Consider the following 24,870-nt stretch of genomic DNA (forward strand, 5'->3'; position numbering starts at 1 on the left):
GGCCGCCGCGCGATGGCGGCCCACCGAGACGTGACAGTCCGCCGCGCCGTTCAGGATGGGGGAGCGGCGCTGGTCACAGCGATTGCACCATCGTCTGCTGGTGGACGCGGCGGCCCTGATAGCGCAGGCCGGGGACGTCGGTGGGGGCGCCGAGGAGGGTGAAGCCGACGCGGGTGAAGAAGCGGACGGCTCTGGTGTTCTCGGTGAGGGTTTGCAGGTAGCAGCCGGGTGCGCCCGCGGTGCGCGCGTGGTCGAGGAAGCGATGGACGAGGGCCTCGGCGGCGCCCGTGCCTCGGGCGGCCGGGGCGAGGTTGATGTGGAGGTGGGCGGGGTAGTCGGGGTCGTCGTACTCGCCCGCGGTTTCGTGGCGGCGGAGTTTGGCCGCCACGGTGTCGGCCATGGCGCGGGCGAAGAAGAGGGCGGGGCCGCGGCGTACACCGAGGCGGTAGCGGCGGATCGCGTCGGTCATCCGGGCTTCTTCGCTCGGGAACTTCGCGGAGTCGACGGTGCCGACGAGGAAGCCGGTCAGCTTGCCCTCCTCGACCGAGACGAACACTGACTCCGGTTCCCGGTCGAGGTAGGGGTCGAGATAGATGGCAGCCTCGGATTCCGGGTGGCCCCAGAGCGAGGCGGTCGGCGAACCCTCGCCCGCGATCTGGGCCAGCGCGCGCAGTTCGGTGCGGTCCGACTCGGCGAATTCACGAATCTCCATGTCGGCAACGGTACGTCGCCGAGATCCTGGGCGGTACCTCGCGCGCGATCGGCGTCGCATGCGTGCCGTGGCTGGTGTCGACGAAGTCGGTTCGCCAGCCGCTGGGCGGGGCGATCGCACCTGTCGGCTCACGCGGTGAGTTCACGTTGCAGGGGTGTGCGGAAGCGGGGGATCGCGCGGACATCACCGAACCAGTTCGTGGTGCGGTCGATTTCGGCTGCGATGAGTTTCTCGGTGTCGGCGCCGACGTCGTCGAGGAGGCGGGTGACGATCTCACCGTCGCCGCGTTGGGCCCAGCCGCCGACGATGCGGCCGTCGGCCCAGACGGTGGGGCCGATATTGCCGTTGCGGTCGAAGAGCGCGGGGGCGTGGGGGCCGAGGAACCAGTCGCGGGATTGCCAGCCCATCGGGGTGGGATCGAGGGCGGGGAGCAGGGCGGCCCACGGCTCGGGTTCGGGGACTGGGGCGAGGTCGTCGGTGAGCGCGATACCGGGGACGCCGTCGAGGTCGACCTCGGTGATGTCGAGGTGTGCCAAGGCTTTTCGGACCTCGCCGAGGGTCCAGCCGGTCCACCATTTCAGGTCGGTGACCGGGGCGGGGCCGAAGGCGTACAGCCACTGGCGGACCAACTCCACCCGTGCTTGCTCGGACGGCAGTGGCGAGAACCCTTGCGGCAGCCAGGTTTCCACCGGCGCCCAAGTGTACTGGCTGCTGGTCCAGCTGCCATTGGGGCGACCGCGCACGATCCTGCCCTCGGCGCCGAGGATCACCAGCACCCACGTGGTGATGCTGGTCGGCTTGGAGTACGACTTGCCGGGGGCGGGATCGACCTGGGTGCGCAGGCGGGGCACGTCCTTGCTCAGCTGGGCCCCGGTCGCCGCGCCGCGCGTCAGCAGCGCGGCGTGGGTCTCCGCTTCGACCTCGGCGAGCCAGGACGCCACGTCACCGTCCACGACATCGGCCTGCTCGATGTAGCGACCGTAGGCGCGACGCTGCTTGTGCGCCAACGCGTCACAGGTGGAGGATTGCAGCACCGGCAGCAGTTCGGTCGGCGCGACGAACATGGTGCGGCGCATGGCGAGCATGCGTACCAGCGCGCGCTCGTCATAGAGTGCCCGCTCCACCGCGGCAGGCGTCAACCCCTCGGTCCGCGCCCCGACCGACAGGAACACCGTCGCCGGATCGGTGGCATGCAACACCACCAGCGACCGCGCGACCTCCACCGGATCCCCACCCCGAGCGCCCGGAGCCAGCCGATGCCTGCTCCCCAGCCGTGCCCGCCGCTGCGCCGCATCGATCGAAACCATGTCGCCGATGCTATCCGCGCCCACCGACACCCGGCCTTTCGAGATCGCCGCGATCTGTCACTGTGCGCGGAGGGGGGCGGGTGTCGTTCCGGCGGCCGAGGACGTCGACCCCGCCACCGCGGGCACGGCCGAGCCGATGCCGCCGCACCGCGGGTCCGAGGCCGCGCTGAACTGCGCGCGCGGCGCAGTGGACCCGGGCGGTGCCGGTAGCGGACAATCGCGACATGACACGGGTCGGCGGAATCGCCGCGATCTGCGCCGTGCTGGTCGCGACGCTGCTGGCGGCCGCACCGGTCGGGCACACCCAACCGGTGTGCACGGCCGGTGTCGCGTTGACGCCGGTCACCATCACCGTCGACGGTGAGCTCGCCACCGGACGGGTGTACGAGCCGTATCGGTGTGTGCCGGGTGACATCCCGGCCCGGCAGCTGGTCGTGGCGGTCCACGGACACGGCGGATCCTCGGCCGATTTCGCGCCGTACATGTCCTCGATCGCGGCGGCGGGCGACTCGCCGGTCCTGCTCATGGATCTGCGCAGCGCCGACGGACAGTGGCGCACCGGGGAATGGAATCTGTGGGCCGGCTGGCGGGACGTGGTCGCGGCGACGCAGTGGTACCGCGAGCTCCATCGGAGCGTCGAAACGACGGTGCTGTGGGGCTGGAGTCAGGGGGGCATCACCAGCGGCCTGGCCGTGGCGCACGGCCCGCCCGGCCTGTTCGACTACTGGGTCGACAACTACGGCCCCGCCGACGGCTTCACCATGTGGGCCGCCGCCGGGACGGTGAACCCGGCCCTGCCGCGCCAGATCGAACGCGACGCCGGTGGCTGCACGCCGATCGTCTGCCCGCTCGCCTATATCGAGCGCTCACCGGCGCTGCTCGCCGACCGGTTGAGCATGCGCCGGGCCTTCCTCATCCACGGCACCGCCGACACCGTCGTCCCCTTCGCCACCAGTGTGGAGCTGCGGGCGGCGCTGACCGCGGCGGGCAAGTCGTTCTCCTTCTATACCGTGGTCAGCGGGCGTGACCTGGCCGGACAGATCGTCCCCGGCAATCATGACGTCGGGCCCGCCCTGTTCGAAGGTGGTTGCGTGGTGCTGCGGCTGCTCGCCGGGACCGAGCCGCTGGACCCGCCGATCAGCGACTACCTCGTCGACGTGGCCAACAACGTGGTCACCGCGCCACCGCCACCCGCCGACGCCAAGTGCGCGGCCTGAGCCGGGAACAACGCCCGCTACGGCCGGGTTGTGCGACACAGTCGACCGAGAGGGGATGCGATGACCGAGGCCGTGCACCGCGACGACCGCTGGCTGGGCGAAGATCTCGACCTCGACGCCTACCTGGCCAGGATCGGCTACATCGGCCCGCGTGCCGCCACGGTCGAGACGCTGCGCGCCCTCGTCCGCGGCCACACCACCACGATCCCCTTCGAGAACCTCGAGATCATCCTCGGTCGCGGTATTCCGCTGGACCTGGAATCGCTGCAGGACAAGCTGATCCGGCGCCGTCGCGGCGGCTACTGTTTCGAGAACGTCGCGGTGTTCGCCGCGGCGCTCGAGCGGTTCGGCTTCGGCGTGACCGGGCTCAGCGGGCGGGTCACCTACGGGGTGCTCGACGCCGGGACGCTGCGGCCTGCCACGCACGCCCTGCTGCGCGTCACGGTGCCCGGCGACGACCGGGTCTGGATCTGCGATGTCGGGTTCGGCTTCGGACCGCTGGAACCGTTCGAACTTCTCGACGGACGCGGTGAGTTCGGTCTCGGTGACTGGCGCTATCGGCTCGAACGCCGTACCGGTGCGCTGGGTGCGCCCCTGTGGGTGTTGTTCCAGCGCAGCCACGAAGGCTGGCTGGACCGCCACACCTTCACCGAGGACCCGCAGTACCGCATCGACTACGCGGTGGGGAATCACTTCGTGTCGACCTTCCCGCGCTCGCCGTTCATCTCCCGGCCTTATGTGCAACGCTTCCTGCCCGGCGCACATCACATCCTCGACGATCTGAGGCTGACCACCGAATACCCCGACGGGGCCGCGCAGACCCGCGACCTTGACCTGGTCGACCTACCGAAAGTGCTGGTAGAGGTGTTCGACATCGATCTCGACGAGGTCGACGCTGCTACCCTCGTGACCGGGCCATGGCGAGCGAACTGACCCTTCTCGACGCGGCTGTGTCCCGCTGCCCGGTTTGCTTCCGTGGTGTCGCTACGGCAAATTGATGGTTACTTGCCGGGAAACACACCCCAGTCGTGGCTGTGGGGTCCGATTGTGTGGGGTCGTTCGTGCCGAAGGTTCATACCGCGTCGCTGATCGAGGAATCCGGGCCGGTCCACAGCGGACCCGCCGCCTCCTCGACCGTGCGGCGGCAGGATCTGGACGGGCTGCGTGGCATCGCGATCGCGCTGGTCGTCGCGTTCCACGTGTGGGCGGGCCGGGTCTCCGGCGGCGTCGACGTCTTCCTCGTCCTGTCGGGATTCTTCTTCACCGGCGCGGTGGTGCGTGGAGTCGAGCGCCGCGGCGTGATCGCCGCGAAGGAGACCGCCCGGCGGACCGTTCGTCGGCTGACGCCCTCGCTGGTGGTCGTGCTGGCCGCGATCGTGCTCGCCACGGTCATCCTGCGGCCCTACACCCAGCTGGGGGAGACCGCCGCGCAGACGCTGGCCTCGATGTTCTATGTCCAGAACTGGTACCTGGCCACCGCCGAACTCGACTATCTCGCGCCCGACCCGTCGGTCAGCCCACTGCAGCACCTGTGGTCGATGTCGGTGCAGGGACAGTTCTATGTGGCGATCCTGCTGGTGCTGGCCGGGTGGGCCTGGCTGCGGCGGCGCGGCAGGGCCGATCGGCCCGGTCTGCTGATCGCGCTCACCGCGCTCGGACTGCTCTCGTTCTGGTACGCCACCGCGGGCACCGCGCAGCACCAGGCCTGGACCTACTACGACAGCATGGCGCGGGTCTGGGAACTGCTCGCGGGCGCGGCCCTTGCCGTCGCCGCGCCCTGGCTGCGGCTGCCGACCCGGGTGCGCGCCCTGGCCGCGGTGGTCGGTCTGGCGATGGTGCTGACGTGCGGTCCACTCTTCGACGGCGCGAACCAGTTCCCCGGCGTCGCGGCGCTGTGGCCGGTGGGGGCGGCCTGCCTGGTGATCGCCTCGGGTTTCGGGTTCGCCGACGGACCGTCGGCGTGGCCGAACCGGGTGCTCGGCGGGCGGATCTGCACCGAACTCGGGACGCTGGCCTATCCGCTGTACCTGTGGCACTGGCCGATCCTCATCTTCTACCTGGCCGAGTCGGGACGCTCGCACGCCGGACTCGTCGACGGGCTGGTGGTGATCGCGATCTCGCTGGTGCTCGCCTATGCCACCACCCGCCTGATCGAGACACCGTTACGGCTGCCACCCCGGGGCCGGTCCCACGAAGGAAAGCAGCATCGGGCGGCCGGGGTACTGGTCGCGGCGACCACCGTCGCCGTGCTGGTGGTGACGATGGGCTGGCAGCTGGTCCTGGCCGCCAATCCGGCCGTGCCGCCCCGCGAGCTGGACGCGCAGCGGTATCCGGGCGCCACCGCCCTGCTCACCGGCGCGGAGTACTCGCCGGAACCGATGCGCCCCACGGTGTTCGAGGGCGGGGTCGACAGTCCGCCGCCGACCACCGACGGCTGCATCACCCCCAGTCGGGAGGTCCGTGTCTGCACCTACGGTGATCCGAACGCGGCCCGCTCGATCGCGGTGGTCGGCGGGTCGCATTCCGAGCACTGGATTCCCGCGCTGGAGGTACTCGGCGCCGAACGGGGGATCCGGGTGATCTCCTACCTCAAGGAGGGCTGTCCGGTCACCCTCGCCGACCAGCCGTCCTACGCCGAGTGGCCGTTTCCCGAGTGTCACGAGTGGTCCAGGGAAGTGCTCGACCGTTTGGCCGCCGATCCACCGGACTGGGTACTCACCCTGTCCACGCGGTACCGCCAGGACGGCCTCGGTGACGAGGTGCCCATCGAATACCTCGAGGTGTGGTCGGCGATGCAGGAGCGCGGACTCAATGTGCTCGCGCTGCGCGACACGCCACGGCTACGCCGCGACGGCGTGCTCTACCGCGCCACCGACTGCCTGGCCCACCGCGGCGACCCCGACAGCTGCGGCCTCGACCGCGCCTCGGCGCTGGCCCCCGCCGACCCCGCCCTGGAACCGGCCGCCGGATTCCCCAATGTGCACCTGCTCGACCTCTCCGACGCCGTCTGCCGACCGCAGCGCTGCCGGGTGGTCGAGGGCAATGTGCTCATCTACCGCGATGAACACCACCTGACCGCCAGCTACGCGCGCTCGCTCGCGCCCGAACTCGGTCGCCAGATCGGCACCATCACCGGCTGGTGGTGACTACCGCACCGACGTCCTCGCGGCGGTTACCCTCGGACGCGTGCGCCTCCTCCGCAAGACACCGGTCCTGCTCCTGGCACTAGCGCTGCTGCCTGTCGCCTGCTCCACGGGCCCCGATCAGCCCGAGACCGTCGCCGAAGCCTTCGCCGCCGCGCTGAGCAGCGGTGACGCCGTCGCCGCCGCGGCGCTCACCGACGCGCCCGACCCGGCAACGGCCACCCTGACCACGCTGTTCGAGAACCTCGGCGCGAACGACACCGTGCGGGTCGTCGGAACCGACGACAACTTCTTCACCCTCGAATCCACCTGGAAGTTCGGTCCGGAGGGCCGCAACGAGTGGACCTACACCAGCACCGGATCGGCCACCGACGCCGACGGCTGGAAGATCGACTGGGATCCGCGCACCGTCGCGCCCGGACTCGACCTCGGTCCACTGAGCTACAGCCCGGTCTGGCCGCGTCCGGCGCGGGTGCTCGACGCCACCGGCGGCGAACTGATGACCGAGCAGGTGGTGACGCTGGTGCGGATCGCGCCCGATGCCGACCTGCCCGCGGTGGCCGCGCTGCTCGCGCCGCACGGGGTCACCGAGGCCGGTCTGCGCTCGGCTCTGGACGCGGCGCAGGGCAAGTCGACGACTGCGGCAGTCCTGCGCGAGGCGGACATCGCGCCGGTCCGCGACCCGCTCACCGGGGTGTTCGGGGTGACACTGGCCCCTCAGACCCGGCTGCTCACCGTGGACAAGGCATTGACCGGCCCGGCCCTGGCCGGACTCGCCGAACTGTGGCAGGAGCAGGCCGACGCCGCCGCCGGCTGGGCGGTGCGCGCGCAGACCGCCCAGGGCACCCAGCGCATCGCCGGGCCCGACGCCACCACGACCAGCGACATCACCACCACCATCGACATCGACCTACAGAACGCCGCCGAGGGCGCCCTGGCCCCGCTCACCGAGCCCGCCGCCATCGTCGCGTTGCGGCCCTCCACCGGGGAAGTGCTCGCCGTCGCGCAGAACGCCCCCGCCGACGCCCAGGGCCCGATCGCGCTGACCGGCCTCTACCCGCCAGGCTCCACCTTCAAGACGGTCACCGCCTCCGCCGCGCTGCAGGCCGATTCCGACCTCACCGTCGACACCGTGCTGCCCTGCCCCGGAAAGGCCACCATCGAGGGCCGCACCATTCCCAACGACAACGGCTTCGACCTCGGTCAGGTGCCGCTGCACACGGCCTTCGCGCGCTCGTGCAACACCACCATGGCCGAGCTGGGCGTGCGCCTGCCACCCGACGGGCTCACCGCCGCGGCCGCGCAACTCGGGCTCGGGGTCGACTATGTGACACCCGGCTTGACGACCGTCACCGGCAAGGTGCCGTCCGCCGAGAACCCGGCGCAACGGGTCGAATCGAGCATCGGACAGGGCACCGTCACCGCCTCGCCGTTCGGGATGGCGCTCGTGGCCGCCTCGCTCGCGCACGGTTCCACGCCCGCCCCGGCCATCGTGCGCGGGCAGCCCGGCACGGCAGATCGGCAGCCCGAGCCGGTGCCCGCGGAGGTAACCGCGCAGATAGCGGCCATGATGGCCGAGACGGTGAGCGTGGGCACCGCCACCGCGCTGCGCGACATCCCCGGTCTGCTCGGCAAGACCGGCACCGCCGAATACCTCGACGACACCCGTGCCCACGGCTGGTTCGTCGGGATCGACGGTGACCTCGCGTTCGCGGTGTTCGTGGCTGATGCCGGCAGCTCCGGACCGGCGGTCGAGGCAGCGGGACGGATGCTTCGTGTGACACGATGACGCACATCACCGGTGTCGTAGGCGAGCAATCCCCCCGCTGCCGCACGCGGTCATCACACAGCCAGCTACACTCGTCGACGGACCATATCCATGGTCAATACGCGGGATGTCACAATTTCGAGAAGGTTCGGAGTAGGCGCCATCGATACCGGTCAGAAGATCGCGGAGCATTACCGCCTGGTCGAGCGTATTGGTAGCGGCGGCACAGGCGTTGTATGGCGTGCTGTCGACGAACGCCTCCAACGCTCGGTGGCAGTGAAGCAGATCCACATCAAACCCAGCTTGCCCGAGGGCGAGCGGGATGTCTTGCGCCAGCGTGCGATTCGGGAAGCCCGCAACGCGGCACGCTTCCAGCATCCCAACGCCATCGTGGTGTTCGACATCACCGAGCACAACGGCGACCCGTGCCTGGTGATGGAGTACCTGAAATCGGTGAGCCTGGCCGGCGAACTGGGGCAGAAGGGTCCGCTGCCCCTGGCCGAGGTCGCTCGCATCGGCGAACAGGTGGCGTCCTCGCTCATCGCGGCCCACGGGGTCGGGCTGGTGCACCGCGACGTGAAACCGGGCAACATCCTGCTCGGCGACCACGGTGAGGTGAAGATCACCGATTTCGGCATCTCCCGCGCCGCCGGTGACGTCACCCTCACCGAAACCGGGCTGATCTGCGGAACCGCCGCCTACCTCGCCCCCGAGGTCGCGCGCGGCGCCGACCCCACGCCGGCCGCTGATGTGTTCGCGCTCGGCGCGACACTGTTCCACGCGCTCGAGGGCGAACCGCCCTACGGTGCCAACGCCAATCCACTGGCCGTGCTCTACGCCGCGGCCAACGGGCAGGTGCGCGAGCCCCGCAACGCGGGCCCGGCCACCGACTTCCTGCTCGACCTGCTCAGCCCGGACCCGCTGGACCGGCCCACGATGACCGAGGCGCGCGACGCGCTGGCCGCCTTCGCCGACGCCGACTCCAACGCGGTGTCCGCCGGATTCGTCCCGGCCAGTGAGGCCTACGGTCGACGCAACTCCACCGCGGCCACCCAGGTGATCCGGCAGTCGGGCCGACGTACCTCGCACGCGGGCGCCTCGACGCCGACCACCCGCCAGATTCGCTCCAATCCGCGCCCGCCGGCACGCCACGACACCGCCGCGCACCCGCCGACCCAGGCGCAGCCCGCACCCGCCCCACAGCACAAGCGGGCGGGCAAGGGCAGGGCGGTACTGATCGGTTCCGGTGTCGGTGCTGTGATCGCGGCGATCGCGGTGGCGATCAGCGCGATGAGCAGCTCTGACTCCGATTCCCCTTCGGTGCAGGCGAATCCGACCACCTCGGTGCAGGCCTCGGCGGCGCCGACCACCACCGCCGCGGTCCCCGCGCTCGGCCAGACCGCCAATGTGGGCACCGTCGACATCGGCTCGGCCGGTCTGCTGGTGGAGAACTTCTTCAGCAATCCGGGTGGTTCGTGGTCGATGCTGACCCCGGCCGCGCAGGAGGTCTACGGCAGTGAGGGCGAGTTCCGGCAGTACTGGAACGAGCGCACCGTCAACACCTTCGCCAGCATCACCGGCACCAACAACTCCGATGGCTCGAGCGACATGCGCCTGGCCAGCATCACCATCAACGGGCAGACCAAGTCGATGGTGATGCGGGTGGTCAGCATGGGTGGCGGTCTGCGGATCGACGGCGACACCCGCTGAGATCACCCCGCGGCTCCGCTCGCGGAGTGATCTTCCGGCGCTGGGGAGGATGTGCCGGAAAAGCGGTGGCGGGCGACCACTAGGCTGGTAGCTGACCTGAGCGGGGATCGTGCTCGCCCGGGTCGGCTGTTCGACTCCCAGCACAGACAGGACTGCACCCCGATATGACTACCCGCATCGAGCTCGCCCGCGTCGATCTGCGCGGTCGTACTCCTTCCGCTGCCGAGCTGCGCACCGCGCTGCCGCGCGGAGGGGTCGACGTGGACTCGGTGCTGCATCATGTGCGGCCGGTCGTCGAGGACATCCGCGACCGGGGTGCCGAGGCCGCGCTGGACTACAGCGAGAAGTTCGACGGTGTGCGGCCCGCCGCGGTGCGTGTGCCCCGCGCCGAACTGGCCAAGGCCCTCGACGAGCTGGACCCGGCCGTGCGCGCCGCCCTCGAGGTGGCGATCGAGCGGACCAGGAAGGTGCACGCCGATCAGCGGCGCACCGACAGCGTCACCGAGGTGGTGCCCGGCGGGACCGTCACCGAGAAGTGGGTGCCGGTGGAGCGGGTGGGGCTGTACGTCCCCGGCGGCAATGCCGTCTACCCGTCCTCGGTCGTGATGAACGTCGTTCCGGCCCAGGCCGCGGGTGTGGAATCGCTGGTGGTGTCCTCGCCGCCGCAGGCGCAGTTCGGTGGGCTGCCGCACCCGACGATTCTGGCGGCCGCCGCGCTGCTCGGCGTCGACGAGGTGTGGGCGGTCGGCGGTGCGCAGGCCGTGGCGCTGCTGTCCTACGGCGGTACCGATACCGACGGCGCCGCGCTGGAACCGGTCGACCTGATCACCGGGCCGGGCAATATCTACGTCACCGCGGCCAAGCGGCTGTGCCGCGGCCTGGTCGGCATCGATGCCGAGGCCGGTCCCACCGAGATCGCCGTGCTCGCCGACGCCACCGCCGATCCGGTGCACGTGGCCGCCGACCTGATCAGCCAGGCCGAGCACGACGTGCTCGCCGCCAGCGTGCTGGTCACCGATTCGGTGGCGTTGGCCGACGCGGTCGATGCCGCCGTCAACGCCCAGCTCGCCGTGGTCAAGCACCACGATCGCGTGGGGGAAGCATTGAGCGGCAAGCAGTCCGGGATCGTCCTGGTCGACGACATCGCCCAGGGTCTGCGCGTCGTCGACGCCTATGCCGCCGAGCACCTCGAGATCCAGACCGTCGATGCCGCGGCCGTGGCGGCGCGGGTGCGCAGCGCGGGCGCGATCTTCGTCGGGCCGTGGGCGCCGGTCAGCCTGGGCGACTACTGCGCCGGGTCCAACCACGTGCTGCCCACCGCGGGCTGTGCGCGCCACTCCTCGGGGCTGAGTGTGCAGACCTTCTTGCGTGGCATCCACATCGTCGAGTACACCGAGGCGGCATTGAAGGATGTCGCCGGGCACGTGGTCGCCCTGGCGAATGCGGAGGATCTGCCCGCGCACGGGCAGGCCGTGCAGGTTCGTTTCGAGGCGCTGTCATGAGTACCCCCACCGTGCCCGGCGCCTCGGCGAGCCTGGACCAGCTGCCGCTGCGGGAGAACCTGCGCGGCAAATCGCCGTATGGGGCACCGCAGTTGACCGTGCCCGTGCAGCTCAACACCAACGAGAACCCGCACCCGCCGAGCCGGGCGCTGATCGACGATGTTGCCGAATCGGTGCGGGCCGCCGCCGCGGATCTGCACCGGTACCCCGACCGCGACGCGGTGGCCCTGCGTTCGGATCTGGCCGAGTACCTGACCCACCAGACCGGTATCGCGGTCGACGCCGCGAACGTGTGGGCGGCCAACGGCTCCAACGAGATCCTGCAGCAGCTGCTGCAGGCCTTCGGCGGACCCGGCCGCAGCGCACTGGGTTTCGTGCCCTCGTACTCGATGCACCCGATCATCTCCGAGGGCATCGACACCGAGTGGGTCGAGGCCGAGCGCAGCGGCGACTTCTCCCTCGACATCGACTACGCCGTCGCCCAGATCACCGAACGCCGCCCCGATGTGGTGTTCGTGACCAGCCCGAACAACCCGACCGGGCACAGCATCCCGATCGACGAGCTCGAGCGCGTCCTCGATGCCGCGCCCGGCATCGTGGTCGTCGACGAGGCCTACGGCGAGTTCTCGGCCGCGCCCAGCGCGATCACCCTGATCGACCGGTTCCCGACCAAGCTCGTGGTCACCCGCACCATGAGCAAGGCCTTCGCCTTCGCCGGCGGACGGCTCGGCTACCTGGCCGCCTCGCCCGCGGTGATCGACGCGATCCTGCTCGTGCGGTTGCCGTATCACCTGTCGGTCGTCACCCAGGCCGCCGCACGCGCCGCGCTGCGCCACGCCGATGAGACCCTCGGCAGCGTCGCCGAGCTGGCGGCCCAGCGTGATCGGGTCGCCGCCGCGCTCACCACGCTGGGGTTCGACGTGATCCCCAGTGACGCCAATTTCATCCTGTTCGGCCGGTTCACCGACGCCGCGCGCGCCTGGCAGCACTATCTCGACGCCGGGGTGCTCATTCGCGATGTCGGCATCACCGGCTACCTGCGCGCCACCATCGGCCTCGCCGCGGAGAACGACGAATTCCTGCGGGTGAGCGCCGGTATCGCGGGCACCGACCTCACCCACTGACCGCTGGAGGCAACTGACATGAGCAGAACAGCGCGGGTGGAACGCGTCACCAAGGAGTCCTCGATCCTGGTCGAGCTGAACCTCGACGGCACCGGCGAGACCGACATCTCCACCGGAGTCCCGTTCTACGACCACATGCTGACCGCGCTCGGCGCGCACGGCGGGTTCGACCTGGTCGTGCGGGCCGAGGGCGACATCGAGATCGAGGCACACCACACCGTCGAGGACACCGCCATCGTGCTCGGGCAGGCGCTCGGGCAGGCCCTGGGCGACAAGAAGGGCATCCGCCGCTTCGGCGATGCGTTCATCCCGATGGACGAGACCCTCGCCCACGCCGCCGTCGATGTGTCCGGGCGGCCGTACTGCGTGTTCACCGGTGAGCCGGAACACCTGGTGCACACCATCATTCCCAGCGCGGGCCCCGGCGCCTCGTACTCGACGGTGCTCAACAAGCACGTCTTCGAGTCGATCGCGCAGAACGCCCGGATCGCGCTGCACGTGCGCGTGCTCTACGGCCGCGATCAGCACCACATCACCGAGGCGGAGTTCAAGGCGGTGGCACGTGCCCTGCGCGCGGCCGTCGAGATCGACCCTCGGGTGAGCGGCGTCCCGTCCACGAAAGGCGTGCTGTGAGTACGAAATCCGTCGTCCTGCTGGACTACGGCTCCGGCAATCTACATTCCGCCGAACGCGCGCTGGTGCGCGCCGGTGCGCAGGTACAGGTCACCGCCGATCCCGAGGCCGCGCTGGCCGCCGACGGGCTGGTCGTACCGGGTGTCGGCGCGTACGCGGCCTGCATGGCCGGGCTGCGCGAGGTGCGCGGTGAGCGGATCATCGGTCAGCGCCTGGCCGGTGGGCGCCCGGTGCTCGGCATCTGCGTCGGCATGCAGATCATGTTCGACCGCGGGGTGGAGTTCGGCGTGGAGACCGAGGGGTGCGGCGAATGGCCGGGCACGGTCGCCCACCTCGACGCCCCCGTCCTGCCGCACATGGGCTGGAACACGGTGAAGTCACCCGCCGACAGCACGTTGTTCGCGGGCCTCGATGCCGACACCCGCTTCTACTTCGTCCACTCCTACGCTGCGCAGCAGTGGGAGCTTCCCGACAACGAGCACATCGCCCCCGCGAAACTCACCTGGGCCGAACACGGCGTCCCGTTCCTGGCCGCCGTCGAGAACGGACCGCTGTCGGCCACCCAGTTCCACCCGGAGAAGTCCGGGGACGCGGGTGCGCAGTTGCTGCGCAACTGGATCGGCTCGATCTGACACGGAGCCACTGGGCTCGCGTTCGGATGCACCGAACTCCGCGGACGGCACCTCGTGGCACAGTCGGCAACCGCAGTCCAGGGCTCCGTCGAAACGGGTAGAACGGTCGATAGGGGTTCAGGGGTGGTCGAGGCGGGCTCGGTTGGCGGCTTCGGCGCCCGCGTTCCAGCCTTCGGTGCTGCGGATGGTGATGCCTCGGGTGTGGGTGGTGGGGAAGTAGGTGGTGCAGGCTTTGTCCACTCGTTGCTGGTGGGAGGCAAGGACGGGGAGGAGTTGGGTGGGGTCGGATTCGGCGATGGCGGCCTCGGTGGTGGCGGTGAGGCGGTCGCCGATGCGGGTGGCGTAGGCGGTGAGGAAGGCTTTGCGGTAGGCGCGGGAGCGGGCTTCGGCGGTGGTGGGGGCGGTGTCGATCATGGCTCGGGTGGCTTGGACGAGTAGGGACGTGGTCAGGAGTTCGACGGCGTCGAGGTCGGTGTCGTCGCCGACGATCGTGACGAAACCCCAGTCGGCGACGAAGATCGCGCGGCTGCGGTTGGCCCGGGTGATCAGATCGACGAGCAGGGCTTTGGCGTCGGTGTAGGGGGTGTCGAGCCAGATACGGCGGGCGATAGGGAGATCGACCGGGGCGGTGGGGTATTCGAGGAGGACGCGCTGGATCGCGTACTTGGTCATCAGTTCCTGGGCCTTGGCCGAGAGGGTTTCGGCCTCCTCCGGGAAGGCGGTGGATTCGGCCTTCGCGAGCAGGCCGCGGATTCGACCGAGGGTCTTCTCGTCCACGCCGTGCTGGGGTGTGTGGGGGCGGGCGGTGCCGGGGAGCGGGCGGATCCGTTCGAGTTTCGGCAGCCCGACCAGGAGGGCGAGGGCCTCTATCACGGCGCTCAGCGCCTCGTGGCCGGTGAGCAGTGCGCGGTCGGCCCACTGGTTGAGATGCGGGCGATCGGCGGTCCACCAGACGGTGGCGTCGAGGTCGTCGAGTTGCCGCTGCCAGGTCTCGTCGACCGATTCGGCGGCGAACGGGGCGCGATGCTCGGCCATCAGATCGGTCAGGTAGCCGACGGCGAACTCGTCGACGCGGCGCCGGGCCGCCTGGTGCACGTCGGCCGGTAGCCAGCCGAACTCGAAGGCGTGGGCGATCAGGCGCTCGCTCGCCCGGTGCGTACCGGTGGCCAGTTCTTCGGTGACCGGACCTTGCCCGGTGATCCGGTCGAGGAAGCGCCTGACCCCGGCAATGTCGCCCTGCGCCCAGGCCAGCGCGGCCGTCGCGATCGCCTCGGCGATGCGCGCCGGGTCGCCGGAGAGCGCGTCGGCATCCAGCGTCAGCCCCGGCACGGCCTTGCGGCCCGTACGGCGGCGGCGATTCTGTGTGCCCACGGTCGGGTTCCTCTCGATCGACTCACCGGGCCGGCAGTCAGGCCGGGCGCCCCGAACATTGTCCCGGCGCAGCGCAGCGTGAGCCCACCGGGGCTTCTGCTCTACGGAATCCGTGGCGAACGGGCGCGGGCGTTGCCCGACGGGCCCACTGTGAATCAGGTGAGCTATCGGGCGATGCCGACCGCGGACCTGGCGGACCGGTTCGAGCAGAAGGCGGGCCGCCTGGCCAAGCCGGCCCCGGCGTCCCCGAACTCCGCCGCCACCGTCTCCAACGGTCCGAGGTGCCCTTTCGCGCCGAGCGAGGCGAGTGACACGAGCCTCAGCGGTGTCGACCGGTGGCGTACTGCGGTGGGCGGACCTACTAGTCTGAGCGGGTGAGTCTTGTGCTGTTGCCCGCCGTCGATGTCGCCAATGGTGAGGCCGTGCGCCTCGTGCAGGGGGAGGCCGGTAGCGAAACGAGCTATGGGTCGCCTCGGGATGCGGCGTTGGCGTGGCAGCAGGCGGGGGCCGAGTGGGTGCATCTGGTGGATCTGGACGCGGCGTTCGGCAAGGGGAGCAATCGGGAGCTGATCGCGCAGGTCGTCGGTGAACTCGATGTGAAGGTCGAGCTGTCCGGTGGCATCCGCGACGACGACTCGCTGAAGGCGGCGCTGGCCACCGGGTGCGCTCGGGTCAACATCGGGACCGCGGCCATCGAGAACCCGCAGTGGTGTGCGCGGGTGCTCGGCGAGTACGGCGACCGGATCGCAGTCGGGCTAGACGTCAAGCAGATCGACGGGGACTGGCGGCTGCGCGGTCGCGGCTGGGTGACCGACGGCGGCGACCTGTGGGAGGCGCTCGAACGCCTCGAACGCGACGGTTGCGCCCGCTATGTCGTCACCGACGTCTCCAAGGACGGCACGCTGACCGGCCCCAACCTGGAGTTGCTGAGCGAGGTCGCCAACGCCGCCGAGGCCCCGGTGATCGCCTCCGGCGGTATCTCGGTGCTCGACGACCTCGTCGCCATCGCGGGCTTGGCCGAGGAAGGGGTCGAGGGCGCGATCATCGGCAAGGCGCTCTACGCGGGCCGGTTCACCCTGCCCGAAGCCCTGGCCGCGGTGCGCTGACCCACCGATGACCACCGCACCGAACACCGCCGAACTGACCGACCTGCTGACCGTCGCCACCCAGGTACTGGACGGCGTCGTCGCGCGGTTCGTCGAAGGTGTCGGCGCGCCGAGCGCGGTGACCAAGGGCCGCAACGACTTCGCCACCGAACTCGACCTCGAACTCGAACGCACCATCTCCACCGAGCTGGGCCGGCGCACCGGGATCGCAGTGCACGGTGAGGAATTCGGTGGCCCCGCGCTCACCTCCGGCACGGCCTGGGTGCTCGATCCGATCGACGGCACCTTCAACTACTCCTCCGGCCACCCCATGTCGGGCATCCTGCTCGCGCTCGTGCACGAGGGCGAACCGGTGATCGGGCTGACCTGGCTGCCCGCGCTCGGGCGCCGCTACGCCGCGGTCGCGGGCGGTCCGCTCCACCTCGACGGTGTCGCCGTGCCGCCGCTGGAACCGGGCAAACTCGCCGAGGCGATGATCGGTTTCGGCGCCTTCAACCTCGATTCGGCGGGCCGCATTCCCGGCCAGTTCCGCTTCGACCTGCTCGGTGCGCTCAGCCGTCTGTCCTCGCGGGTGCGCATGCACGGCGCCACCGGTATCGACCTGGCGTACACCGCTTCCGGGGTACTCGGCGGCGCGGTCGTGTTCGGCCACCATCCCTGGGACAACGCGGCGGGGGTCGCGCTGGTGCGCGCCGCCGGAGGTGTGGTCACCGATCTGGCGGGCGCGCCGTGGACGATCACCTCCGGCTCGGTGCTGGCCGCCGCGCCCGGTGTGCACGCCGAACTCCTGGACATGATTTGCACGGTCAGCGACGAGGAACGAGGCACAACACCATGACACCGCGCACCGACGAACGGGCGAGTACGACGAGCACCCTGGCGGTCCGCGTGATCCCGTGCCTCGATGTGGACGCGGGGCGGGTGGTCAAGGGCGTCAACTTCCAGAACCTGCGCGACGCCGGTGATCCGGTGGAACTGGCCGCCACCTACGACGCCCAGGGCGCCGACGAGCTGACCTTCCTCGACGTCACGGCCTCCACCGGCGACCGCGGCACCATGCTCGACGTGGTGACCCGCACCGCCGAACAGATCTTCATCCCGCTCACCGTCGGCGGCGGCGTGCGCACGGTCGACGACGTCGACCGGCTGCTGCGCGCCGGTGCGGACAAGGTGTCGGTGAACACCGCCGCCATCGCCCGCCCCGAGGTGCTCTCGGAGATGTCGCAGCGCTTCGGCTCGCAGTGCATCGTCCTCTCGGTGGACGCGCGGACCGTGCCCGACGGCCGGCCCGACACCCCGTCCGGCTGGGAGGTCACCACCCACGGCGGCAAGCGCGGCACCGGCATCGACGCGGTCGAATGGGCCATCCGCGGTGCCGAGCTCGGCGTCGGCGAGATCCTGCTGAACTCGATGGACGCCGACGGCACCAAGGCGGGCTTCGACCTGCCGATGATCGCGGCCGTGCGGGCCGCGGTGCACGTCCCGGTGATCGCCAGCGGCGGCGCGGGCGCGGTCGGACACTTCCCGCCCGCCGTGCACGCGGGTGCCGACGCGGTGCTGGCCGCGAGCGTGTTCCACTTCGGTGATCTGACCATCGGCCAGGTCAAGGACGCGATGCGCGCGGACGGCATCACCGTCCGCTGACCGGCTCGAGCTCCGCTCGGCAGGCCCGCCCGGCCGCAGCCACCGGACGGACCGGTCGGGGACCCGGGCTACTTGCCGGAGGTATCGATGAGGCCGTCGGCGAGCGACCAGTGCTCGCCGACGAAGGTCTGGATGCCGACGGCTTCGATCGGATAGCCGTCGCCTTCACCGGTCTTCATCGAGATGCCGGGCAGCATCAGGCCCGCGGCGATGCCGTCGAGTGAGCGCATCGCCTCGCGCAGGCCCTCCCTGGTCGGGCACTTCGCCGAGGACATGGTCTTGTGCAGGCTCTCGGCCATCGCCCAGCCGGCCATGGTGTGCTGGTTCTCCACATCGACACCCGGCGCGTACCGGTCCACCTTGGACTTGTAGGTCCGCATGCCCTCGTCATCGGCCCAGCGCGGATCGGCGGCGTCTTTGAGGAAGGCCGCGCTCACCGTGCCCTGCACGTTCGGCAGGCCCACCGGACGCAGCGTGGCCATGGTGTTGGACACCTGGGTGAGCACGTGCAGCGGATTCCAGTCGGTGTTGCGGGCGTCGGCGGCGAGTGCCTGGGAAGCGAACTTGGGGGTCGCGAAGTTCAGCAGCACATCGGCTTTCGAGTTCGCCAGATTGCGGACCTGGGCGTCGACGGTGGGATCGGTGATCTCGAAGCTCTGCTCGGCGACGACCGTGACGCCGCTGCCTGCGATGCCCTCGCGGAACGCCGTCAGCAGGTCCTTGCCGAAGTCGTCGTTCTGGTAGAGCACCGCCACGGTCGCGTTCGGTCGCTCGGTCCTGACGTGCTGGGCGTAGGCCAGGCCCTCGGTGCGGTAGCTGGGCTGCCAGCCGATGGTCCACGGATGCTCGGTGTCGGCGCCGATCTCGGTGGCGCCGGTCGCGACGAAGATCTGCGGCACCTCGCGCTGGTCGAGATAGTCGCGCACCGCCGAGGACGTCGCCGTGCCGAGGGTCTGGAAGACCGCGAACACCTGATCCTGCTCGACCAGCCGCCGGGTCTCCTCGACCGTCTTGGGCGGCTGGTAGCCGTCGTCGCGCACCAGGTATTCGACCGTGCGCCCGTCGATCCCGCCCTGCTCGGCGTTGATGTAGTCGAAGTAGGCCTGGATGCCCTTGGGAACCGCACCGTAGGCCGAGGCCGGACCCGAGAGCGGATACACCCCCCCGAGCTTGATGGTGGAGTCGGTGATGCCGGTGGTCTGCTGCCCCCGGCACTCACCCTCGGCGACGGTGCCGGTCTCGGCGCCGCGACCGCCGCACGCGGTGAGCGTGCTGAGTGCGGTGAGCAGCGCGGCCGCGACCCCGAGGGAGCGGATCGTCCTAGTGCGCATGAGTTTTCCCTTTCCGGAAACGTTGTCCGAGCCAGTGCGCCGACTGCGTGGCCAGTCCGGCCAGCCCGCGAGGCGCGAGGTACATGACCGCGATGATCAGCAGCCCGAAGATGACGCCGGGGGCGGCCTGGTTGAGGTCCTGGGCGAGGCTGGGAACGAACATGACGAACAGCCCGCCCAGCAGCGGTCCCCACAGGGTGCCGAGGCCGCCGACGACGAGCCCGGCGAGCAGGGTGATCGACAGCGTCACCGCGAAGGAGTCCGGCGAGACGAACGCGATCACCCACGTGTAGACACAGCCCGCGACCCCGGCCAGCAGTGCGCTCCAGGCGAAGGCGAGAGTCTTGTAGTGGGCCAGGTTCACGCCGAGCACCTCGGCGGCGATCTCGTTGTCGCGCACCGCGTGCAGCGCGCGGCCGACCCGGGAGCGCAGCATCCCGGCGACCAGCACGAAGCTCGCCACGGTGGTGGCCAGCGCCAGGAAATACAGCCACTGGTCCTCGGCCAGCCCGGTCCATACCGGGGGCGCGGGTTTGGTGACGGTGAGGCCCATCGATCCGCCGGTGAGCCCGTCGAACCGTTTGAGCAGCGGGACCAGGAAGATGGCGATGGCCAGGGTGACCAGGGCCAGGTAGAGGCCCCGCAACCGCAGCGCCGGAATGCCGAGGGCGAAACCGAGGACGAACGTGACCGCCGCGGCGAGCGGAATCGTCGCGAGATACGGGGTGTCCCAGTGCTGTATCGCGATCGCGGTGGTGTAGGCGCCGAGGGCGAAGAAGGCGCCGTGCCCCAGCGAGATCTGGCCGGTGTGACCAACCAGCAGGTTCAGCCCGAGCAGGGCGACCGCGTAGATCATGGCCATCGCGAGCTGGAAGGTGTGAAAAGGCACCAGCTGGAACGGGGCGCCGACCGCGAGGACCAGCAGTACGGTGATCGCCACGGGCGGAACCGGGTTCGCGCGCAGGCGCGACAGCGGTGAACCCGGCTCGGGGGCAACCGGAGTCGTCGCGGCTTCGGTTGTCGTCGACTCACTCATACCCGCTCCACCGCCGCGTGCCCGAACAGACCTTGCGGACGCACCAGCAGCACGCCCAGGATGATCACCAGCGGCACACCGATCTTGAGTTCGGTGCCGATCGCGTCGACGTAGGCGCCGGTGAGGGTTTCGGCGACCCCGACGATCACCCCGCCCGCCACCGCGCCGCCCGGGGAGTCGAAGCCGCCCAGAGTCGCCGCCGCGAAGGCGTAGATGAGAACGCCGCCCATCATGTTGGGTTCGAGGAACAGCAGCGGCGCCGACAGCACTCCCGAGACCGCGCCGACCAGGGCGGCCAGCCCCCAACCGAGGGCGAGGACGGTACCGACCCGGATGCCGACCAGCCGTGCCGAGGCCGGGTTGCAGGCCACCGCCCGCATCGCCAGCCCGATTCCGGTGAAACGGAACAGCACGTATAGCAGTGCCATCACCACCGCGACCACGGCGAGGATGCTGAGGCTGCCGTATCCGACGCTTACCCCGCCCACCCGAATCGCACCTTCGGGGAAGGGATTCGGGAACGGCTTGACCTGGTAGGACCAGATCCAGCCCGCGACGGCGTGCACGGTGAAGAACAACCCGACGGTGACGATCACCAGGGTGATCTCCGGCGCGCCCTCGACCGGGCGGATGATCACCCGTTCGATGAGCATTCCCGCGGCGAAGGAGAGGGCGAGCGTCAGTGGCAGCGCCGCCCAGAACGACATCACCTGACTGAGCTGCCAGGCCAGGAAGGCCGAGAACATGGCCAGCTCGCCCTGGGCGAAGTTGACGATGCCGGTGAACCGGTAGATCAGCACCAGGGCCAGGGCGAGACCGGCGTAGATGGCGCCCGCCGAGAGTCCCTCGACGAGTTGCTGCGCGAACTCGGTCACGGCCGCACCCGGATTCCCAGATAGGAGCGGGTGACCTGTTCGTCGGCCTTGATCTGATCCGCCGTGCCGGACAACACGATCCGGCCGGACTCCAGCACATGGGCCTGCTGGGCGATACCCAGCGCCAGGTGGGCATTCTGCTCGACGACGATCACCGTGGTGCGTTCCTCCTGGTTGATGGTGTGCACGATCCCGAACAGCTCCTGGGTGACCAGCGGCGACAACCCGAGCGAGGGCTCGTCGAGCAGCAGCACGCGGGGCCGCAGCATCAAGGCCCGGCCGACGGCGAGCATCTGCTGCTGGCCGCCGGACAAACCGCCCGCCGCCTCGCGCCGCTTCTCGCGCAGGATCGGGAAGTAGTCGTAGACACGGCGCAGATCGGTCTCGGTGCCGGTCCGGTCGCGGCGCGACGACGCGCCGAGGCGCAGGTTCTCCTCGACGGTGAGCGGAGCGAAGGTGCCGCGGCCCTCGGGGACGTGGGCGACGCCGAGCCGGGCCATCGTCTCGGGGGCGCGGCCGGTCACCTCGGTGCCCGCCAGCCGCAGCGTGCCGCGCACCTTGACCATCCCGCACAGGGCGCGCAGCAGTGTCGTCTTGCCCGCGCCGTTCGGACCGAGGATCGCGCACACCGCGCCCTGCTCGACCGAGAAACTCACCCCGTGCAGCACTTTCGCCGCGCCGTACCCCGCGTGCAGATCGGTGATGGTCAGGAATCCGTTCATGCCGCGACTCCCAGATACGCCCGGATGACCGCCGGATCCTGTTGCACCGCTTCGGGTGTCCCCTCGGCGATGACCTGGCCGAACTCCAGACAGACCACCCGGTCGCAGGTGCCCATGACGAAACCCATGTGGTGTTCGACCACGACCACGGTCAGCTCCAGTTCCGCCTGGAGGGCCCGCAGGCGCTGCGCGAACTCGTCGACCTCGCCGTGACTGAGGCCGTTGACCGGTTCGTCGAGCAACAGCAGCCGCGGCCGGACCGCGAGCGCTCTGGCCAGTTCGATCCGCTTGAGGGTGCCGAACGGCAGACCGGCCGCCGGATGGTCGGCGACCGCGGTCAGGTCGAGCCGGGCGAGCAGTTCGTCGGCCTCGGCGCGCAGCGACTGTTCCTCGCGGCGGACCTTCGGCAGGCGCAGGCCCGCCGCCACGAAACCGGCGCGTGCCCGGTGATGCGCGCCGACGAGGACGTTGTCGCGCACCGACATTCGGGGGAACAGGCCGAGGTTCTGGAAGGTCCGGGCGATACCGAGCGCGGCCAGCGCGTCCGGGCGCACGGTCGCCAGGTCCACCTCGCGATAGCGCAGGGTGCCCGAGCTCGGCCGGGTGCGCCGGGTCATGCAGTTGAACAAGGTGGTCTTGCCCGCGCCGTTCGGCCCGATCAGGCCGACCATCTCGCCGGCGCCGACCCTGAACCCCACCTCCCGCAGCGCGGTGATCCCGCCGAAGCGCACCGTCAGGTTGGATATCTCGAGCATGTGCCGAGACTAGAATCGCAGGTCAGCGGCCACATCGAACGTTGTGGACCAACTTCTGGGTGTGGCCTCGTCCGCTGTGGACAGGGTTCGAGCCGGTTGACACCGCCAAATCGGACATGCACACTCCACGAACATGTCGCCTGGATCACATCTACTCGCTCACCCGGTCTCGGAGACAGTGCAGGCCGAGCGCTCGCGGATCGTCGCCTGCGCCTATGACCGCGCCGAGGGCATCGCCGACGATGTGATGGCCAAGATCCGTGCCCAGCTGCCCGGCTACGGCACCGCCGATCCCGGCTTCCTCTCCGACGTGCACGACCAGCTCGCCCGGCTCAGCCGCACCGGACTCGGTGCGCTGCTCGAACACAAGCGGGTCACCCCCGCCGATGTCACCTACGCCAGGCAGGCCGCCGCGCGGCGGGCGCGCTCGGGTCTGCCGCTGGTCGATTACATCGCGGCATTCCGCCTCGGCCAGCGCGCGATCTGGAAATCGCTGCTCGCCCACGCGGGAGACACCGAGGCGGGGCGCGAGGCGGTGCTGTCGCTGGCCGGTCCGCTCGCGCGCTACACCGATCTGATCAGCACCCAGGCCACCGACGCCTACCTCGAATTCCAGCAGTACATGGCCGCCGAATCCGGTCGCGACAGCCAGGCGCTGATGGACGCGCTGCTCGATGGTGCGCTACCCGCGGGGGGCCCGCACCTGTCGGTGGCCACCGCGCACGGGATCGGCGCCGAACGCACCGCGCCCTTGGTGGTGGTGACCGCGGTGGTGCTCGACCGCGGTGCCGAGGCCACCGACCCGGGTGAGGCCGCTCAGCTGGTGTCGGCGGCGCTGGCGCGGGTCGGCGTGAACGGGCTGCGCACGCTGGCGGTGGCGCGTGGCACGGAGATCGTCGCGATCCCGGCGCTGGCGCGCGACGGCTCGGCCGACGAGCTGTGCGAGCGACTGCGTGTGCTGCGTGCCGACCTGTGCTCGGACGGGATCGCGCTGGCGATCGGGGTGAGCGCCGCGGTCACCGAGATCGCTCAACTCCCGCGGGCCCATCAGCAGGCCAGAGCCGCGCTCGCGCTGCTGCCCGAGGGCGGCGGGGTGCTCGCGCTGCCGCAGATGACCCCGTTCCGCTATCTGTTGCTGCGCGCCGACGACACCACCCGCCAGCTCGTCGACCCGCGGATCGGCACCGCACTCGCCGACGACCGAGCCCGCGGCGGATCGTTGGCCGAGACCATCCGGGCCTTCGCCGCCGCGGACATGAACCTGCGCGAGGCCGCCGACACCCTGCGCATCCACCTCAGTACGGCCCAGTACCGGCTCGGGCGGATCCAGGAACTCACCGGCCGCAATGTGCGCAGCGTCAACGACCTCGTCGAGCTGCTGGTGGCGATCGAATTGCAGGCCGGTGTTATAAACGAGGCATGAGCCTCGACCCCGCCATCGCCGCCCGCCTCAAGCGCAACGACGCGGGCCTGATCGCCGCGGTCGCGCAGGAGAAGTCGACCGGTGACGTGCTGATGATGGCCTGGATGGACGACGAGGCGCTGGCCCGCACGCTGGCGACCCGGCAGGGCACCTACTACTCCCGCTCCCGGCAGCAGTACTGGGTCAAGGGCGAGACCTCGGGGCACACCCAGTACGTGCACGAGGTGCGCCTGGACTGCGACGGCGACACGATCCTGCTGATCGTCGACCAGGAGGGCGCTGCCTGTCACATCGGCACGCACACCTGCTTCGACACCGACGTGCTACTGCCGGCGGACTAGTCGCAGTCCTCGGCGAGCATCTGGTTCAACCGATCCGACAGGGCTTCCCCGAGCACCGCCAGCTGCGCGGTCTGGGTGTCGTCGAGGCCGTCGAGCACGAGTCTGCGGACGGTGGCGACATAGCCGGGCGCGGCCTCGATCACCTTCTCGAATCCGGCGTCGGTGAGGATCGCGTGCACTCCGCGCCTGCCCGCGGTGGTGTCGCGGCGCGCCCAGCCGAGACGTTCGAGCTTCGACACCACATGGGACAGTCGCGATAGCGAAGCGTTTGCCTTGTGGGCGAGATCACTCAACTGCAGCCGGTGTCCGGCCTCCTCCGAGAGCAGGCTCAACACCCGGAACTCGAAATGGGTGAGTCCGTACTCCCGTTGCAGACGGGTGTCCAACGCGCCGGGAATCCTGGTCATGAGCGCGACGATCGCCTGCCACGCGCGCTGTTCGACGGGGTCGAGCCACTGAGTCATCGCCGGAGCTGCCTCGCGGCCGGGCGGCGGTGGGGAAGGGGTGGGACGCGCACC

The 24,870-nt window shown here is 70.3% G+C and carries 23 protein-coding genes; 14 read left to right on the forward strand and 9 right to left on the reverse strand.

Annotation, left to right across the window (positions count from 1 at the left end; translation table 11 throughout):
- Nucleotides 1-73 precede the first annotated feature (73 nt).
- Nucleotides 74-712, reverse strand: a complete 639-nt coding sequence (locus tag BOX37_RS09550) for a GNAT family N-acetyltransferase (protein WP_071927330.1) — start codon at nucleotides 710-712, stop codon at nucleotides 74-76.
- A gap of 128 nt (nucleotides 713-840) precedes the next feature.
- Entirely contained in the window at nucleotides 841-2,019 is a 1,179-nt protein-coding gene (locus BOX37_RS09555; protein WP_071931334.1) for a winged helix DNA-binding domain-containing protein, read from the reverse strand.
- A 224-nt stretch (nucleotides 2,020-2,243) separates the two neighbouring features.
- Between BOX37_RS09555 and BOX37_RS09560 the strand changes: the two genes are divergently transcribed.
- The 9 genes from BOX37_RS09560 (at nucleotide 2,244) to hisH (ending at nucleotide 13,748) form a co-directional block, all read left to right on the forward strand.
- The gene (locus tag BOX37_RS09560; protein WP_071927331.1) at nucleotides 2,244-3,236 is read left to right on the forward strand and encodes an alpha/beta hydrolase family protein; all 993 of its coding nucleotides are present in this window, start codon (nucleotides 2,244-2,246) and stop codon (nucleotides 3,234-3,236) included.
- Nucleotides 3,237-3,296: 60 nt separating this feature from the next.
- Nucleotides 3,297-4,169, forward strand: a complete 873-nt coding sequence (locus tag BOX37_RS09565; RefSeq protein ID WP_071927332.1) for an arylamine N-acetyltransferase family protein — start codon at nucleotides 3,297-3,299, stop codon at nucleotides 4,167-4,169.
- Between the two features lie 128 nt (nucleotides 4,170-4,297).
- Nucleotides 4,298-6,382: an acyltransferase family protein gene (locus BOX37_RS09570; RefSeq protein WP_338039851.1), complete on the forward strand. Its 2,085-nt coding sequence runs from the start codon at nucleotides 4,298-4,300 to the stop codon at nucleotides 6,380-6,382.
- A 40-nt stretch (nucleotides 6,383-6,422) separates the two neighbouring features.
- On the forward strand, nucleotides 6,423-8,168 hold the full coding sequence (locus tag BOX37_RS09575) for a penicillin-binding transpeptidase domain-containing protein (protein ID WP_071927333.1): 1,746 nt from the start codon (nucleotides 6,423-6,425) through the stop codon (nucleotides 8,166-8,168).
- Nucleotides 8,169-8,258: 90 nt separating this feature from the next.
- A complete protein-coding gene (locus BOX37_RS09580; protein WP_084759513.1) occupies nucleotides 8,259-9,857 on the forward strand; it encodes a serine/threonine-protein kinase in 1,599 nt (532 codons plus the stop codon).
- A 164-nt stretch (nucleotides 9,858-10,021) separates the two neighbouring features.
- Nucleotides 10,022-11,359: a histidinol dehydrogenase gene (hisD, locus tag BOX37_RS09585; protein ID WP_071927334.1), complete on the forward strand. Its 1,338-nt coding sequence runs from the start codon at nucleotides 10,022-10,024 to the stop codon at nucleotides 11,357-11,359.
- A complete protein-coding gene (locus BOX37_RS09590; RefSeq protein ID WP_071927335.1) occupies nucleotides 11,356-12,483 on the forward strand; it encodes a histidinol-phosphate transaminase in 1,128 nt (375 codons plus the stop codon). Before hisD ends, BOX37_RS09590 begins: the two co-directional genes overlap by 4 nt.
- A gap of 18 nt (nucleotides 12,484-12,501) precedes the next feature.
- The gene (gene hisB, locus BOX37_RS09595; protein WP_071927336.1) at nucleotides 12,502-13,116 is read left to right on the forward strand and encodes an imidazoleglycerol-phosphate dehydratase HisB; all 615 of its coding nucleotides are present in this window, start codon (nucleotides 12,502-12,504) and stop codon (nucleotides 13,114-13,116) included.
- The gene (hisH, locus tag BOX37_RS09600) at nucleotides 13,113-13,748 is read left to right on the forward strand and encodes an imidazole glycerol phosphate synthase subunit HisH (RefSeq protein WP_071927337.1); all 636 of its coding nucleotides are present in this window, start codon (nucleotides 13,113-13,115) and stop codon (nucleotides 13,746-13,748) included. The genes hisB and hisH overlap by 4 nt, the downstream gene beginning before the upstream one ends.
- Nucleotides 13,749-13,865: 117 nt before the next feature.
- Here hisH and BOX37_RS09605 read toward each other — a convergent pair whose 3' ends face one another.
- Nucleotides 13,866-15,119 carry a DUF2786 domain-containing protein gene (locus BOX37_RS09605; protein ID WP_084759514.1) on the reverse strand — a complete coding sequence of 418 codons (1,254 nt, stop codon included), beginning with the start codon at nucleotides 15,117-15,119 and terminating at the stop codon, nucleotides 13,866-13,868.
- 374 nt (nucleotides 15,120-15,493) lie between these two features.
- Between BOX37_RS09605 and priA the strand changes: the two genes are divergently transcribed.
- The 3 genes from priA to hisF are packed head-to-tail and all read left to right on the forward strand — an operon-like array spanning nucleotide 15,494 to nucleotide 17,869.
- Complete coding sequence (priA, locus tag BOX37_RS09610; protein ID WP_071927338.1) at nucleotides 15,494-16,225, forward strand: bifunctional 1-(5-phosphoribosyl)-5-((5-phosphoribosylamino)methylideneamino)imidazole-4-carboxamide isomerase/phosphoribosylanthranilate isomerase PriA; 732 nt, start codon at nucleotides 15,494-15,496, stop codon at nucleotides 16,223-16,225.
- 7 nt (nucleotides 16,226-16,232) lie between these two features.
- Nucleotides 16,233-17,063, forward strand: coding sequence for an inositol monophosphatase family protein (locus BOX37_RS09615; RefSeq protein ID WP_071927339.1), 831 nt, complete (start codon nucleotides 16,233-16,235; stop codon nucleotides 17,061-17,063).
- Nucleotides 17,060-17,869 carry an imidazole glycerol phosphate synthase subunit HisF gene (gene hisF / locus BOX37_RS09620; RefSeq protein ID WP_071927340.1) on the forward strand — a complete coding sequence of 270 codons (810 nt, stop codon included), beginning with the start codon at nucleotides 17,060-17,062 and terminating at the stop codon, nucleotides 17,867-17,869. Before BOX37_RS09615 ends, hisF begins: the two co-directional genes overlap by 4 nt.
- Before the next feature lie 68 nt (nucleotides 17,870-17,937).
- Here hisF and BOX37_RS09625 read toward each other — a convergent pair whose 3' ends face one another.
- The 5 genes from BOX37_RS09625 to BOX37_RS09645 are packed head-to-tail and all read right to left on the reverse strand — an operon-like array spanning nucleotide 17,938 to nucleotide 22,588.
- Entirely contained in the window at nucleotides 17,938-19,200 is a 1,263-nt protein-coding gene (locus BOX37_RS09625; RefSeq protein WP_071927341.1) for an ABC transporter substrate-binding protein, read from the reverse strand.
- Entirely contained in the window at nucleotides 19,190-20,236 is a 1,047-nt protein-coding gene (locus BOX37_RS09630) for a branched-chain amino acid ABC transporter permease (RefSeq protein ID WP_084759515.1), read from the reverse strand. The genes BOX37_RS09625 and BOX37_RS09630 overlap by 11 nt, the downstream gene beginning before the upstream one ends.
- Entirely contained in the window at nucleotides 20,233-21,111 is an 879-nt protein-coding gene (locus BOX37_RS09635) for a branched-chain amino acid ABC transporter permease (protein ID WP_071927342.1), read from the reverse strand. The genes BOX37_RS09630 and BOX37_RS09635 overlap by 4 nt, the downstream gene beginning before the upstream one ends.
- Nucleotides 21,108-21,833, reverse strand: a complete 726-nt coding sequence (locus tag BOX37_RS09640) for an ABC transporter ATP-binding protein (RefSeq protein ID WP_071927343.1) — start codon at nucleotides 21,831-21,833, stop codon at nucleotides 21,108-21,110. The genes BOX37_RS09635 and BOX37_RS09640 overlap by 4 nt, the downstream gene beginning before the upstream one ends.
- The gene (locus BOX37_RS09645; protein WP_071927344.1) at nucleotides 21,830-22,588 is read right to left on the reverse strand and encodes an ABC transporter ATP-binding protein; all 759 of its coding nucleotides are present in this window, start codon (nucleotides 22,586-22,588) and stop codon (nucleotides 21,830-21,832) included. Before BOX37_RS09645 ends, BOX37_RS09640 begins: the two co-directional genes overlap by 4 nt.
- 133 nt (nucleotides 22,589-22,721) lie before the next feature.
- Here BOX37_RS09645 and BOX37_RS09650 point away from each other — a divergent pair, with 133 nt between their 5' ends.
- Nucleotides 22,722-24,011, forward strand: coding sequence for a PucR family transcriptional regulator (locus BOX37_RS09650; protein ID WP_071927345.1), 1,290 nt, complete (start codon nucleotides 22,722-22,724; stop codon nucleotides 24,009-24,011).
- Complete coding sequence (gene hisI, locus BOX37_RS09655) at nucleotides 24,008-24,352, forward strand: phosphoribosyl-AMP cyclohydrolase (protein WP_071927346.1); 345 nt, start codon at nucleotides 24,008-24,010, stop codon at nucleotides 24,350-24,352. Before BOX37_RS09650 ends, hisI begins: the two co-directional genes overlap by 4 nt.
- On the opposite strand, the gene BOX37_RS09660 is transcribed toward hisI, so the two are convergent.
- Entirely contained in the window at nucleotides 24,349-24,816 is a 468-nt protein-coding gene (locus BOX37_RS09660; RefSeq protein ID WP_071927347.1) for a MarR family winged helix-turn-helix transcriptional regulator, read from the reverse strand. The two genes, hisI and BOX37_RS09660, sit on opposite strands and share 4 nt — an antisense overlap.
- Between the last annotated feature and the right edge of the window lie 54 nt (nucleotides 24,817-24,870).

Source organism: Nocardia mangyaensis, from assembly GCF_001886715.1.
GTDB classification, from domain to species: domain Bacteria; phylum Actinomycetota; class Actinomycetes; order Mycobacteriales; family Mycobacteriaceae; genus Nocardia; species Nocardia mangyaensis.

Bases quoted from the DNA above. Each gene is read 5' to 3' on its own strand.
- BOX37_RS09550 (WP_071927330.1), bottom strand. From the start codon at position 712: ATGGAGATTCGTGAATTCGCCGAGTCGGACCGCACCGAACTGCGCGCG.
- BOX37_RS09560 (WP_071927331.1), top strand. From the start codon at position 2,244: ATGACACGGGTCGGCGGAATCGCCGCGATCTGCGCCGTGCTGGTCGCG.
- BOX37_RS09660 (WP_071927347.1), bottom strand. From the start codon at position 24,816: ATGACTCAGTGGCTCGACCCCGTCGAACAGCGCGCGTGGCAGGCGATC.
- BOX37_RS09645 (WP_071927344.1), bottom strand. From the start codon at position 22,588: ATGCTCGAGATATCCAACCTGACGGTGCGCTTCGGCGGGATCACCGCG.
- BOX37_RS09565 (WP_071927332.1), top strand. From the start codon at position 3,297: ATGACCGAGGCCGTGCACCGCGACGACCGCTGGCTGGGCGAAGATCTC.
- BOX37_RS09650 (WP_071927345.1), top strand. From the start codon at position 22,722: ATGTCGCCTGGATCACATCTACTCGCTCACCCGGTCTCGGAGACAGTG.
- BOX37_RS09625 (WP_071927341.1), bottom strand. From the start codon at position 19,200: ATGCGCACTAGGACGATCCGCTCCCTCGGGGTCGCGGCCGCGCTGCTC.
- BOX37_RS09630 (WP_084759515.1), bottom strand. From the start codon at position 20,236: ATGAGTGAGTCGACGACAACCGAAGCCGCGACGACTCCGGTTGCCCCC.
- hisF (WP_071927340.1), top strand. From the start codon at position 17,060: ATGACACCGCGCACCGACGAACGGGCGAGTACGACGAGCACCCTGGCG.
- BOX37_RS09640 (WP_071927343.1), bottom strand. From the start codon at position 21,833: ATGAACGGATTCCTGACCATCACCGATCTGCACGCGGGGTACGGCGCG.
- hisD (WP_071927334.1), top strand. From the start codon at position 10,022: ATGACTACCCGCATCGAGCTCGCCCGCGTCGATCTGCGCGGTCGTACT.
- hisI (WP_071927346.1), top strand. From the start codon at position 24,008: ATGAGCCTCGACCCCGCCATCGCCGCCCGCCTCAAGCGCAACGACGCG.
- hisB (WP_071927336.1), top strand. From the start codon at position 12,502: ATGAGCAGAACAGCGCGGGTGGAACGCGTCACCAAGGAGTCCTCGATC.
- BOX37_RS09555 (WP_071931334.1), bottom strand. From the start codon at position 2,019: ATGGTTTCGATCGATGCGGCGCAGCGGCGGGCACGGCTGGGGAGCAGG.
- BOX37_RS09580 (WP_084759513.1), top strand. From the start codon at position 8,259: ATGGTCAATACGCGGGATGTCACAATTTCGAGAAGGTTCGGAGTAGGC.
- BOX37_RS09615 (WP_071927339.1), top strand. From the start codon at position 16,233: ATGACCACCGCACCGAACACCGCCGAACTGACCGACCTGCTGACCGTC.
- BOX37_RS09590 (WP_071927335.1), top strand. From the start codon at position 11,356: ATGAGTACCCCCACCGTGCCCGGCGCCTCGGCGAGCCTGGACCAGCTG.